12 protein-coding genes are annotated in these 12,632 nt (G+C 72.7%); 4 read left to right on the forward strand and 8 right to left on the reverse strand.

Going from position 1 to position 12,632, the window contains the following annotated elements; all coding sequences use genetic code 11:
- The first annotated feature begins 103 nt into the window (after positions 1-103).
- Positions 104-1,378: an MFS transporter gene (locus tag ACH4FX_RS23530; protein ID WP_398482078.1), complete on the forward strand. Its 1,275-nt coding sequence runs from the start codon at positions 104-106 to the stop codon at positions 1,376-1,378.
- A gap of 58 nt (positions 1,379-1,436) precedes the next feature.
- Here ACH4FX_RS23530 and ACH4FX_RS23535 read toward each other — a convergent pair whose 3' ends face one another.
- Complete coding sequence (locus ACH4FX_RS23535; protein ID WP_398481932.1) at positions 1,437-1,631, reverse strand: DUF2795 domain-containing protein; 195 nt, start codon at positions 1,629-1,631, stop codon at positions 1,437-1,439.
- Between the two features lie 210 nt (positions 1,632-1,841).
- Between ACH4FX_RS23535 and ACH4FX_RS23540 the strand changes: the two genes are divergently transcribed.
- The 3 genes from ACH4FX_RS23540 to ACH4FX_RS23550 all read left to right on the forward strand — a co-directional run bounded on the left by ACH4FX_RS23540 (position 1,842) and on the right by ACH4FX_RS23550 (position 5,826).
- Complete coding sequence (locus tag ACH4FX_RS23540) at positions 1,842-3,140, forward strand: acetyl-CoA carboxylase biotin carboxylase subunit family protein (RefSeq protein ID WP_398481934.1); 1,299 nt, start codon at positions 1,842-1,844, stop codon at positions 3,138-3,140.
- Positions 3,141-3,201: 61 nt separating this feature from the next.
- Positions 3,202-5,235, forward strand: a complete 2,034-nt coding sequence (locus tag ACH4FX_RS23545) for a CocE/NonD family hydrolase (protein ID WP_398481935.1) — start codon at positions 3,202-3,204, stop codon at positions 5,233-5,235.
- Positions 5,236-5,319: 84 nt separating this feature from the next.
- Positions 5,320-5,826 (forward strand): metallophosphoesterase family protein, encoded by a 507-nt coding sequence (locus ACH4FX_RS23550; protein WP_398481937.1) that lies wholly within the window; start codon positions 5,320-5,322, stop codon positions 5,824-5,826.
- An 11-nt stretch (positions 5,827-5,837) separates the two neighbouring features.
- Here ACH4FX_RS23550 and ACH4FX_RS23555 read toward each other — a convergent pair whose 3' ends face one another.
- The 7 genes from ACH4FX_RS23555 to cysC all read right to left on the reverse strand — a co-directional run bounded on the left by ACH4FX_RS23555 (position 5,838) and on the right by cysC (position 12,605).
- Positions 5,838-6,596 carry a sirohydrochlorin chelatase gene (locus ACH4FX_RS23555; protein ID WP_398481939.1) on the reverse strand — a complete coding sequence of 253 codons (759 nt, stop codon included), beginning with the start codon at positions 6,594-6,596 and terminating at the stop codon, positions 5,838-5,840.
- Between the two features lie 3 nt (positions 6,597-6,599).
- The gene (locus tag ACH4FX_RS23560) at positions 6,600-7,589 is read right to left on the reverse strand and encodes an ABC transporter permease (protein WP_398481941.1); all 990 of its coding nucleotides are present in this window, start codon (positions 7,587-7,589) and stop codon (positions 6,600-6,602) included.
- Positions 7,576-8,418 carry an ABC transporter ATP-binding protein gene (locus ACH4FX_RS23565; RefSeq protein ID WP_398481943.1) on the reverse strand — a complete coding sequence of 281 codons (843 nt, stop codon included), beginning with the start codon at positions 8,416-8,418 and terminating at the stop codon, positions 7,576-7,578. Before ACH4FX_RS23565 ends, ACH4FX_RS23560 begins: the two co-directional genes overlap by 14 nt.
- A 33-nt stretch (positions 8,419-8,451) precedes the next feature.
- Positions 8,452-9,558 carry an ABC transporter substrate-binding protein gene (locus ACH4FX_RS23570; protein WP_398481944.1) on the reverse strand — a complete coding sequence of 369 codons (1,107 nt, stop codon included), beginning with the start codon at positions 9,556-9,558 and terminating at the stop codon, positions 8,452-8,454.
- Positions 9,559-9,769: 211 nt separating this feature from the next.
- Positions 9,770-11,119: a sulfate adenylyltransferase subunit 1 gene (locus ACH4FX_RS23575; protein WP_398481946.1), complete on the reverse strand. Its 1,350-nt coding sequence runs from the start codon at positions 11,117-11,119 to the stop codon at positions 9,770-9,772.
- A 2-nt stretch (positions 11,120-11,121) separates the two neighbouring features.
- A complete protein-coding gene (gene cysD, locus ACH4FX_RS23580) occupies positions 11,122-12,075 on the reverse strand; it encodes a sulfate adenylyltransferase subunit CysD (protein WP_398481948.1) in 954 nt (317 codons plus the stop codon).
- Positions 12,072-12,605: an adenylyl-sulfate kinase gene (gene cysC, locus ACH4FX_RS23585; protein WP_398481950.1), complete on the reverse strand. Its 534-nt coding sequence runs from the start codon at positions 12,603-12,605 to the stop codon at positions 12,072-12,074. The genes cysD and cysC overlap by 4 nt, the downstream gene beginning before the upstream one ends.
- Positions 12,606-12,632: the final 27 nt, after the last annotated feature.

A 12,632-nucleotide genomic window follows, 5' to 3' on the forward strand; every position in this document is an offset into this window, starting at 1 on the left:
GCGCCGACGTCTCGGCGGCTTCCGGTACCTGCTGGGCCGCAAGCCGGTCGGCGCCGGCGCCGGCGCCGACCACGCGCCATGGCGGTCGCTGCGCTACCGCAGCATGCGCTGGTGGTCGGTGGCCAACCTGGTGTCCAACGCCGGCACCTGGATGCAGCTGACCGTGCAGAACCTGCTGGTGCTGCAACTCACCGGCTCCGCCGCGGCCACCGGTCTGTCGCTGTCCGTGCAGGCCGGTCCCGGCCTGATCATGGGACTGTTCGGCGGTGCCGCCGTCGACCGCTGGCCGCGCAAGCTCACCGCCGGGCTGAGCCAGGCCGTACTGGGTCTGGTCGCCTTCACGACCGCGGTCCTGGTCGCCACCGGGCAGCTGAACTACGGGCTGCTGATGGCGCTGGCCGCCGTCACCGGCCTGGTCGCCACGGTGGACGGCCCCGCCACCGCCCTGCTGGGCAACGACCTGGTGCGCCGGGAGGACGTCCCCTCCGCGATCGCCGTCGGCTCGCTGGTGCACAGCGTGGGACGGCTCGGCGGTACCGCGATGGCCGGTGTCGCCGTCGGCTTCCTGGGGACCGGCGCCGCCTACGCGGCCAACGGCCTGTCCTTCCTGTTCGTCGCCGCCGTCATCCCCTTCCTGAAACCGGTGGGCGAGGCGCTGCGGGCGCCCGCGAAGACCCCGGGGGGTACGGAGGAGGCCGTCGCGTCCGTGGGGGCGGCGGAACCGGAAGTCGGCGACCGGGCCCGGGACGGCGTGGCCTTCTTCATGCGCCGGCCGCGGCTGGTCGCGCTGGCCGCCATCACCGGGCTCAGCGCGATCTTCGGCCGGAACTACCAGCTGACCCTGGCCGTCCTGGTCACCGGTCCGCTGGCGGCCGGCGCCGGCGCGTTCGGCACCGTCTCCTCCGTGCTGGCCGCGGGCGGCATCGTCGGCGCGATCCTCGCGGCCCGGCTGCGCAACCCCTCGGTCAGGCTGGTCGGCGCGCTGGCCGCGGCCGGCGCGCTGCTCCAGGTCTTCGCCGGGCTGTCCCCGTCGCTGATCGTCCTGCTCGTGCTGGTGCTGCCGATGTCGGTGGTGGAGTCGGTCTCCGACACCGCCGGTACGACGGTGCTCCAGACCGACCCGCCGGCGAACATGCGGGGCCGGGTGCTGGGCGTGTGGCGCAGCGCGAGCACGGTGTGGGGCCTGGTGGCCCCGCCGCTGCTGGGCCTCCTGATGGAGGTGGCCGGCGCCCGGGGCGCCCTGGTGGCCGGCGGCCTGATCATCGCGGTGGCGATCGGCGCGGGCGCCCTGCTGCGCTCCCGTGAGCGGATCGCCTGGCTCGCGCCCGCCCCGGCGCCCGCCCCCGTCGTGGCGGCGGAGTACCGGTCCGTGGCCTGACGCCCGGACGGGGCCGGAGGGACGCCCGTCCCGCCGGCCCCGGCTGCGCGAGGCGCCGCTACCGGTTCTTGAACACGGCCTTCTCCACCTCGGCCGGGTTCTCGTAGCTCTTGCTGGGAATGCTGGAGATCTTGTCCCGCATCCTGCCGTCCGCGTGGTTGCCCTCGGCGCAGGAGACCAGGTCGTCCTTGCTCGCCGGGTAGTGCGCGCCCTTGAGCGCCTTCTGCAGCTCGATGGGGTTGGTGTCGCTCATGAAGTCCTCCGAAGTACCGGGGTGGGGTGCCGTCCGGCGGTCTGCCGGGCGGCCGCCCCTCCAGTACCCGGCCAATATGGGATTAATCGGACAGTGATTCCGCCCTGGTCCGGTGGCCTCGACCCCGGCCTCCGGGCCCGCGCCGCGAATGGCCGGCAACCGCAGGGGTACCCGCGTCCTCCCGCAGCGCAAGAGCCCTAGGAGGACCCGGTGAGCGGGAAGAACATCTTCGTACTCGGCCTGGAGGAGGCGAACCTGCCCGCCCTGCACGATGTGCCCGACGCGGGGAGGTACCGCTTCCACCCCCTGCTCACCATCGGTGAACTCCAGGTCGGCGAGGTGTCCGTACCCCGCCTCCTGGAGAAGGCCCAGCGCGTCCTGGACTCCTTCGAGGGCAGCATCGACGCGATCGTCGGCTACTGGGACTTCCCCGTGAGCACCCTCGTACCGATCCTGAGCGAGCGCTACGGCACCCGCAGCACCGGCCTGGAGTCGGTCGTCAAGTGCGAGCACAAGTACTGGAGCCGCCTGGAGCAGGAGAAGGCCGTCGACACCCACCCGCGCTTCGGCCGGGTCGACCTCCACGCGCCGGACCCGGGGCCGCCCGAGGGCGTCCGCTTCCCCATGTGGCTCAAGCCCGCTCTTGCGTACTCCTCGGAGCTGGCCTTCGGCGTGCACGACCAGGCGGAGTTCCGCGCGGCGGTCGCCAAGATCCGCGAGGGCATCGGCCGCGTCGGCCGCCCCTTCGAGGACATCCTCCGCCGCCTCGACCTCCCGCCCGAGATGGCCGGCGTCGGCGGCCGGGTCTGCCTCGCGGAGGAGGCGCTGTCCGGCATCCAGGTCGCGGTCGAGGGTTACGTCCACGACGGCGAGGTCACCGTCTACGGCGTCCTGGACTCCATCGACTACCCCGGCAGCTCGTCCTTCCTGCGCCACCAGTACCCCTCGACGCTCCCCGAGCCCGTCCTGCACCGGCTGCGCGACATCTCCGCCCGCGTCATGCGGCAGATCGGCATGCAGGAGGCGACGTTCAGCATCGAGTACTTCTACGATCCGCACACCGACGCGATCAACGTGCTGGAGGTCAACCCCCGGCACTCCCAGTCGCACGCCGAACTGTTCCAGTACGTCGACGGCGCGCCCAACCACCACGCCATGCTGCGCCTCGCCCTCGGCGAGGACCCGGCCATGCCGCACCGCGCGGGCCGCTACCGGACGGCCGCCAAGTGGTACTACCGGTGGTTCGCCGACGGCGTCGCCTGCAAGGTGCCCTCCCCCGAGGAGATCGCACGCATCGAGAGCCGGATCCCGGGCACGCGAATCCATGTCATCCCCCGTCCGGGCCAGCACCTGTCGGACATGGAACAGCAGGACAGCTACAGCTTCGAACTGGCCCATGTCTTCACCGGGGGCGACAGTGAAGAGGAGCTGCGCGAGAAGTACGACCACTGCGTGGCGGCCCTGGACCTGGCCTGCGAGCGGACCCGGCCCGGCAGCCGGGACGGCTGAACCGGGCGGCCGGCCCGCGTGGCGGCGCCGGTGCGCACGACAGTAAGGAGAAGGTCGCCGCATGCGTTTCGTGAGCAATCTGCCCTGCGCCACGACGGAGGAGGACCACGTCTCCATCCCCGTCTCCGACGGCACCCGTCTGTCGGCACGCATCTGGCGCCCCACCGCCTCCGACGAGGAACCGGTGCCTGCGGTGCTGGAGTACATCCCGTACCGCAAGGGGGACCTGACCGCCGTACGCGACTCCATCCACCACCCGTACATCGCCGGCCACGGCTACGCCTGCGTCCGCGTCGACCTGCGCGGCGCCGGCGAGTCGGAGGGCGTGCTGCGGGACGAGTACCTGGAACAGGAGCAGGCCGACGCCGAGGACGTGCTCGCCTGGCTGGCCGAACAGCCCTGGTGCGACGGCACCACCGGCATGATGGGCCTGTCCTGGGGCGCCTTCGCCGCCCTCCAGGTCGCCGCCCGGCAGCCCGCCAGTCTGCGCGCCATCGTCATCGCGTCCTTCACCGACGACCGGTACGCCGACGACATGCACTACATGGGCGGCCAGCTGCTCTCCGACAATCTGGCCGAGGCGGGCACCATGTTCGCCTACGGCACCTGCCCGCCCGACCCGGCCGTGGTGGGCGGACGCTGGCGCCGGATGTGGCACGAGCGGCTGGAGAACACCCGGCCGTGGGTCCTGGAATGGCTGCGCCACCAGCGCCGCGACGACTACTGGCGGCACGCCTCGGTGTGCGAGGACTACAGCTCCGTACGCTGCCCGGTGCTCGCCTCCAGCGGCTGGGCCGACGGCTACTCGAACGCCGTCACCCGGCTGCTGGGCGGCCTCGACGTACCGCGCAAGGGGCTGATCGGCCCGTGGTCCCACAAGTTCCCCCATCTGGGCGAACCGGGGCCCGCGATCGGCTACCTCCAGGAAGTGGTGCGCTGGTTCGACCACTGGCTCAAGGGCATCGACAACAACGTCATGGACGGGCCGATGCTCAGCGCCTGGATGCAGGACAGCATGCCGCCGTCCACCTCGTACGAGACCCGGCCCGGCCGCTGGGTCGGCGAACCGGACTGGCCCTCGCCGCACATCCGTACCGTCGCGCGCCCGCTGTTCCGGCACCGCATCGGCGCCGACGGCGAGGAGTGCGGCGACCGGGACTGCGGGGTGCTGACGGTGCAGTCACCGCTGTCCGTGGGCCAGTTCGCCGGCAAGTGGGCGTCCTACAACGCGCCGCCGGACCTGCCGTACGACCAGCGCGAGGAGGACGGCGGATCGCTCGTCTTCGACAGCGACCGGCTCGGCCAGCGGGTGGAGATCCTCGGCTCGCCCACCGTCGAACTGGACCTGTCGGTCAGCGAACCGGTCGCCATGGTCGCCGCCCGGCTCTCCGACGTGGCCCCCGACGGCCGGGCCACCCGCGTCACCTACGGCGTGCTCAACCTCGCCCACCACGAGACGATCGGCGAACCGGAGCCGCTGGAGCCCGGCCGGCGCTACCGGGCCACCATCCAGCTCAACGGCGTCGCCCAGGCGTTCCCGCCCGGCCACCGCATCCGGCTGTCGCTGTCCACCTCGTACTGGCCGCTGGCCTGGCCGCCGCCCCGGCCCGCCACGCTCAGCGTGCACGAGGGGACCAGCGCCCTGACGCTGCCGGTCCGGCCCACCACCGAACCGGACCGGCTGCCGCCGCGCCCGTTCGGCGAACCGGAGGGCACCAGGCCGCTGTCCACCACCCAGCTGACCGCGCCGGAGGAGCGCTGGGAGGTCAAGCGCGACCTGGTCGGCTACAACTCGGAACTGGAGATCGTCAAGGACCGCGGGCTGACCCGCCTGGACGCCACCGGCATGGAGGTCGGCCGGCGCGCCTACGAGCGGTACACGACCGTCGCCGACGACTTCACCTCCGCCGCCGGCGAGACCCTGTGGACCATGCGCTTCCGGCGCGGCGACTGGGACGTACGGGTGGTCACCCACCAGAAACTGCGGTGCAGCGAGAAGGAGTTCATCGTGGACGCCACCCTGGACGGTTACGAGAACGACCGCCGCGTCTTCTCCCGCACATGGAACGAGACGCTGCCGCGCGACTGCCTGTGAGAAGCGACTGCCTGTGAGAGACGACCGTCCGAGAAGCGACCGCCCGGGAGCCGGGGCCGCCCGGGAGAGAGGTACGGCCGGCCCGTGCGCCTGCTCCTGATGTCCGACACCCACCTGCCCAAACGCGCCAAGGCCCTGCCGCCGGAGCTGCTGGACGAGGTGGCGCGCGCCGACGTGGTCGTACACGCCGGGGACTGGGTGGACACCGCCACCCTGGACCTCCTGGAGGACCGCTCCCGCCGGCTCATCGGCGTGTACGGCAACAACGACGGCCCGGAACTGCGCGCCCGCCTCCCGGAAGTGGCCCGCGCCGAACTCGGCGGCCTGCGCTGGGGTGTGGTCCACGAGACCGGCCAGAAACAGGGCCGGGAACGCCGGTGCGCCGAGCGGTACCCGGACCTGGACGTCCTGGTCTTCGGCCACAGCCACATCCCGTGGGACACCACCACCGACGACGGCCGGCTGCGCCTGCTCAACCCCGGCTCCCCGACCGACCGCAGACGGCAGCCGTATTGCACGTACATGACGGCGCGGGTGGGGGAGGGACGGCTCACGGACGTGGAACTGCACCGGCTGCCGCCGCGCGGCTGACGGCCTGCCGGTCAGGCGACCAGCGCCGGAACCTCCCGGGCGCGGACCTCCTCGTACCGCTGCACCAGCAGCCGTGCCACCTCCGGCGCCGGCCCCAGGACGGCGGCGAGGACATCGGCCCCGGCCTCCTCGGCACCGCGTGCGATGCGGTCCGGGAGGAAGCCGGGGGCGATGACGTACGGGGCCACGGCCACCCGCTCGGCGCCGTCGGCCCGCAGCGCCCGTACGGCGTCCGCCGTACGGGGCAGGCGGGCGGAGGCGAACGCAGGCCGCACGGCGCACCAACCGGTGGTGCGCCGCCACTCCCGCGCGATTTCTGCGATCACTGCGATCGCCTCCGGGTCGGAGGAGCCCGCCGAGGCCAGCACGACCCCGGTCGAGCGCCGGTCGCCGGGCCGCAGCCCGGCCTCGTACAGCCGCCGTTCCAGGGCGGCCGTCAGCAGCGGCGAGGGCCCCAGGACGCCGGCCTGGTGGACGGTGAGCCCGGGCAGCCGTGCACCGGCCTCCCGCAGCACGGCGGGGATGTCCGTCTTGGCGTGGAAGGCGCGGGTGAGCAGCAGCGGCATGGCCACCACCTCGCGTACGCCGTCCGCGGCCAGCCGCTGCAGCGCCCGGGGCACGTCCGGCGCGTTGAAGTCCAGGAAGGCGACCTCGACGCGCAGGCCGGGCCGCAGTGCCCGCGCCCGCGCGCGCAGCGCGGTGACGGCCGCCGCGTGCCGCGGGTCGCGGCTGCCGTGCGCGATGACGAGGAGGGCCGGTCGTCCGTCCATGGGTCAGCTCTTCACCAGGAGTCCGCGGCTGCGCAGCACCCGCCGCTCGATCGGGGCGAAGATCAGCAGCTCGATGCCGATGCCGACGATGAGGATGAGCAGGATCGCGGACAGCACCCAGGACATGTCCTGGAGTTCACGGCCCTGTTCGAGGAGCTGGCCGAGGCCGGTGCCCAGGTCGGCGGCGTTGACGATGAGTTCGGCGGCCATCAGGGAGCGCCAGGAGAACGCCCAGCCCTGCTTGAGGCCGGCGAGGTAGCCGGGCAGCGCGGCGGGCAGCAGGACGTGCCGTACGCCGGTCAGTCCGCGAGCGCCGATCGTGCGGCCGGCGCGCAGGTAGAGCGGCGAGATCTGGTCGACGCCGGCGACCAGGCCGTTGGCGATCGAGGGGACCGCGCCGAGCAGCACCACCGCGTAGATCGTGGCGTCGCTCAGGCCGAACCAGATGATGGCGGCGGGCACCCAGGCCACCGAGGGCAGCGACTGGAGGCCGCTGAGGATGGGTCCGATCGCGGCCCGTACCGGCTTGACCCGGGCGACGAGCAGGCCCAGCGGCGTACCGATCGCCACCGAGGCCAGGAAGCCGAGCGCGCCGCGCGACACGCTCGTCCACACGTAGTCGAGCAGGGTTCCTTCGAGCCACTTGTCCTGGAGCGACCGGGCCACCTCGACCGGGCTGGGCAGCAGATAGTGGTCCTTGAGCTCGAAGTGGTAGGCGAGCTGCCACAGGCCGAGGACGAGCGCGATGGCGACGACCGGCGGTACGGCCTTGGCGGCCACCGCGCGCGACCAGGGCCGGCGGTCGGTGACGGTGGTGTCGAGGGCGTCCAGACCGGCTTCCAGCCCGGCCAGGTCGGCCGCGCCGTCCGGCTTCGCGGCGGTCGGCGCGGCGGTCGGCGCGGCTTTCGCGGCGTGGGCCGGTGCCGCGCCCGCCTCGGGCCCGTCGGCGGCTCCGGCGGCCTCGGCGGCCGTCCCGGTCTCAGTGCTGGCCATGGCGGCGGATCTCCCCACGGAGCTGTTCGGTGATCTCTACGGAAAGGTCGGCGACCGCCGCGTCCTCGATGCGCCGCGGATGCGGGATGTCCACGGTCCACTCGCGGGCGATCCGGCCGGGCCGGGAGGACAGCAGCACCACCCGCTCGGCGAGCCGCACCGCCTCCCGGACGTTGTGGGTGACGAACAGGACGGACAGGCCGCCGCTGCCGGCGGCGCCGTCGTTGGCGTCCCGCCAGATGCGGGTCAGCTCGTCGTGCAGCACGTCGCGGGTGATCGCGTCGAGCGCCGCGAACGGCTCGTCCATCAAGAGCAGCCGGCTGTCCTGGGCCAGCGCGCGGGCCATCGCGACCCGCTGCCGCATGCCGCCGGACAGCTCGTGCACGCGCTTGCCGTACGCGCCCTTGAGCCGTACGAGTTCCAGCAGCCGCTCCGCCTGTCCGCGCCGCTCAGCGCGCGGCACCCCGCGCAGCCGCAGCGCCAGTTCGACGTTGCGCCCCGCGGTCAGCCACGGGAACAGCGCGTGTTCCTGGAACATCAGGGCGGGCCGGCCGCCGGGCGTCTCGATGCGGCCGGCGGAGGGCCCGTCGAGCCCGGCGACGAGGTTGAGCAGCGTCGACTTGCCGCAGCCCGACGCCCCCAGCAGACAGACGAACTCGCCCGGTGCGACATCGATGCTGATGTCGTCCAGGACATGCTGCTGCGCGCCGGGACGGCCGAACGACTTCGAGACATGGTCGATGCGAGCGGCGTAGGAAGCGGCCGCGCCGCCCGCGTCTGCCGGGGCGGACGGCCGGGTGCCGGGCTGGGGGAGCGTGGTGGTCGTCATCGGTGTCACCTCCTGGGGTGCGGTGCGGCGGGACTATGCGCTGCCGAGACCGGCGTCGTCGACGGCCGGTCTGCCCTCGGCCTTGAGCACCTTGTTGAGCAGCGTGAGGTCGTAGATGCCCTTGAGGGCGGGCTTCTTCAGCAGGCCGGCCCGTACCGCGTGGTCCGCCTCCAGCTGGAGGGTGGCGGCCAGCGGGTCGTCGGTGACGTCGGTGTTGCGGAACGCCGGGTCGAGCACGGCGGGCGGCAGCGGCTTGCCGGCCGTCGCGGCCAGCTTGTCGTTGAGCGCCCGCTTGGCCTCGGCCGGATGGGTCCGGATGTAGGTGTTGGTCCGGACCGAACCGCGCAGCACCGCCTCGACGGCCTTCGGATGCTCCTTGAGGAACTTCTGCGAGACGATCACGTTCGTGATGACGAACTTGCCGTCCTTCCACAGCTTCTTCTCGTCCAGCAGCACCTTTCCGCCCTCGGCGACCAGCTTGGACGCGGTCGGCTCGGGCACCCACGCGGCGTCGATACCGCCCTGCCGGAAGGCGACCGGCATGACCTTGTTCTCGGTGCGCTGGACGGTCACATCGCCCTTGCCGGTGGTGGCGTCGACCCGGTAGCCCTTCTCCGCCAGGTAGTTCAGCAGCGCCACGTCCTGGGTGTTGCCCAGCTGCGGCGTGGCGACGGTCTTCCCCTTGAGGTCGTCCAGGCTCTTGATCTTCTCCGGGTTCACGACCAGCGAGACACCGCCGGACGCCGACCCGGAGATGATCTTCAGGCTCTTGCCCTGCGACGTGGTCCAGCCGTTGATCGCGGGGGACGGGCCGATCCAGCCGATGTCGATGGCGCCGGAGTTCAGCGCCTCGATCTCCGCCGGGCCCGCGTTGAACACCGACGGCGCGAACTTCGTACCGCCCAGCTCCTTCTGGAAGAACCCCTTCTGGTCGCCGACCAGCGCGGTGGCGTGCGTGGTGTTGGCGAAGTAGCCGACCTTGACCCGGTCGAGCCCGTCGATCTTCGGGCCCTCGGCCGCGACCGCCCCCTGGCCGTCCTGCTTGGCGCGGGACCCGTAGCCGCAGGCGCCGAGCACGCCCAGCAGGAGGGGGACGGTGGCGGCGGCCGCGAGGAGGCGGAGGCGTCGTACGGCAGGCACGGGAGGTGATCCTCTCGGAGGGCCGGGCGGCGAGCGCCTACGGCGGGCCCGGCAGAGCGGCGGAGCAGCGGAAAAGGGGCATGCGGCGGTACGTCATCGGCCCGCACATCGCCCGACGCCGCCCTGGCCGCTGCCCAGGGCGCCGCTGCCGATCCGGCCGCCCTCCTTCGCGAAGGTCGAGAAGGCGTCCAGGGCCAGGGGATCGCTCATGTCAGAAGTCCCATTCCGCGTCGTCGTCCGCAGCCGCCACCGCGGCCTCGGCCGCCTCGGCGAACGCGGACCCGGCCATCCCCGCGGTCAGCGTGGTGCCGTCCGCCGGGTCGATGAGCAGGAACGATCCGGTGCGCCGGGAGTCGGCGTACGGGTCTAGGGCCAGCGGCTCGGCCGTGCGCAGCACGATGCGGCCGATGTCGTTGGCGGCCAGCTCGCCGGGCGCCGGGTGCTGGGAGAGGTCGTCCAGCGTCAGCCGGGACGGGATGTCCTTGACGATCGCCTTGACGGTGCGGGTGGTGTGCTTGAGCAGCACCCGCTGCCCGGTCCGCAGCGGCCGGTCGGCGACGTGGCAGACGGTCGCCTCGACGTCCTGGGTGGTGGCGGGCGCGGCCGTGGCCGGGGCGATCAGGTCGCCGCGCGAGATGTCCAGGTCGTCGGCGAGCCGTACGGTCACCGACTGCGGCGCCCAGGCCACGTCCACCGCTTCGCCCAGCAGGTCCAGCGCCTCGACGGTGCTGCTGCGGCCGGACGGCAGCACGGTCACCGCGTCGCCGACGCGCAGCACGCCGGAGGCGATCTGGCCCGCGTAGCCGCGGTAGTCGGGCAGTTCGGGGGTCTGCGGGCGGATGACGTACTGCACCGGGAAGCGGACCGGGTCCTCGGACGGGTCGGCCACCACCGGGACGGTCTCCAGGTGCTCCAGCACGGTCGGGCCGCCGTACCAGTCCATGTTGGTCGAGGGCGTCACCACGTTGTCGCCCGCCAGCGCGGAGATCGGGATCGCGGTGATCTCCGGTACGCCCAGCGAGGCGGCGTAGGCGGTGAACTCCTCGGCGATCGCCGCGAAGACCGGCTCGGCGTAGTCCACCAGGTCCATCTTGTTGACGGCCAGCACGACGTGCGGCACGCGCAGCAGCGCGGCGACGGCGGCGTGCCGGCGGGTCTGCTCGACCACCCCGTTGCGGGCGTCGACCAGCACCACGGCCAGCTCGGCGGTGGAGGCGCCGGTGACCATGTTGCGGGTGTACTGCACATGGCCGGGGGTGTCGGCGAGGATGAACCGCCGCCGGGGCGTGGCGAAGTAGCGGTAGGCGACATCGATGGTGATGCCCTGCTCCCGCTCGGCCCGCAGCCCGTCGGTCAGCAGGGCCAGGTCCGGGGCCTCCTGCCCGCGGCCCAGGGAGGCCCGCTCGACCGCTTCGAGCTGGTCGGCCAGCACCGACTTGGAGTCGTGCAGCAGCCGCCCCACCAGGGTGGACTTGCCGTCGTCCACCGAGCCCGCGGTGGCGAAGCGCAGCAGCGAGGTGGCCGTCGCGGCCACGTCGACCGGATCGACGATCGTGCTCATGGTTAGAAGTACCCCTCGCGCTTACGGTCTTCCATGGCGGCCTCGGACAGCTTGTCGTCGGCCCGGGTGGCGCCCCGCTCGGTGAGCCGGGAGGCGGCGATCTCCGCGATGACGGCCTCGATGGTGGCCGCGTCGGAGTCGACGGCGCCGGTGCAGGACATGTCACCGACGGTGCGGTAGCGCACCAGGCGCGTCTCGACCCTCTCGCCGTCCTTGGGACCGCCCCACTCACCGGGCGCCAGCCACATGCCGTTACGGGCGAAGACCTCGCGCTCGTGGGCGTAGTAGATGGCGGGCAGGTCGATCTTCTCGCGGGCGATGTACTGCCACACGTCCAGCTCGGTCCAGTTCGACAGCGGGAAGACCCGCACGTGCTCGCCGGGGGAGTGCCGGCCGTTGTAGAGCTGCCACAGCTCGGGGCGCTGGCGGCGCGGGTCCCAGCCGCCGAACTCGTCGCGCAGCGAGAACACCCGCTCCTTGGCCCGCGCCTTCTCCTCGTCCCGGCGTCCGCCGCCGAACACCGCGTCGAAGCGGTTCGACTCGATGGCGTGCAGCAGCGGCACGGTCTGGAGGGGGTTGCGGGTGCCGTCCGGCCGCTCGCGCAGCTCGCCGCGGTCGATGAAGTCCTGTACGGAGGCGACGTGCAGCCGCAGCCCGTGCCGGGCCACCGTACGGTCGCGGTAGTCCAGCACCTCCGGGAAGTTGTGGCCGGTGTCCACGTGCAGCAGCGCGAACGGCACCGGTGCGGGCGCGAACGCCTTCAGCGCCAGGTGCAGCATGACGATCGAGTCCTTGCCGCCGGAGAACAGGATCACCGGCCGCTCGAACTCGCCCGCCACCTCGCGGAAGATGTGCACCGCCTCGGACTCCAGCGCGTCCAGGTGGCTGAGCGCGTACGGGTTGCCGGCGTCGCCGGTGTTCCCGGCGGCCGTGCTCACGGCGGTGGCGGTCGTCATGCCAGTCCCCTCTCGGTGAGCAGCGCGTACAGCGCCGCCGCGGACTCCTGCACGGTCTGGGTGTGCGACGCGATGCGCAGGTCGGGCGACTCGGGCGCCTCGTACGGGTCGTCCACGCCGGTCAGCCCGGAGATCTCACCGGCCGCCTGCTTCGCGTACAGGCCCTTCACATCCCGCTCGGAGCACACCTCGACGGGCGTGGCGACGTGCACCTCCAGGTACGCCGTGCCCTCGCGCTGGTGGCGCTTGCGCACCGCCTCCCGCGAGTCCGCGTACGGCGCGATCACCGGCACCAGCGCCATGACGCCGTTGCTCGCCAGCAGTTCGGCGACGAAGCCGATGCGCTGGACGTTGGTGTGCCGGTCCTCCCGGCTGAAGCCCAGTCCCGCCGAGAGGAACTCGCGGATCTCGTCGCCGTCCAGCACCTCGACGCGGTGGCCCTCGCCCCGCAGCCGCTCCGCCAGCGCGTACGCGATCGTGGTCTTGCCGGCGCTGGGCAGTCCGGTCAGCCACACCGTGGCGCCCGTCATCTCTCGCTCCCGAAGGTCCTGTATGTC

It is taken from the genome of Streptomyces sp. NPDC018019 (genome assembly GCF_044327805.1).
Lineage (GTDB): Bacteria > Actinomycetota > Actinomycetes > Streptomycetales > Streptomycetaceae > Streptomyces.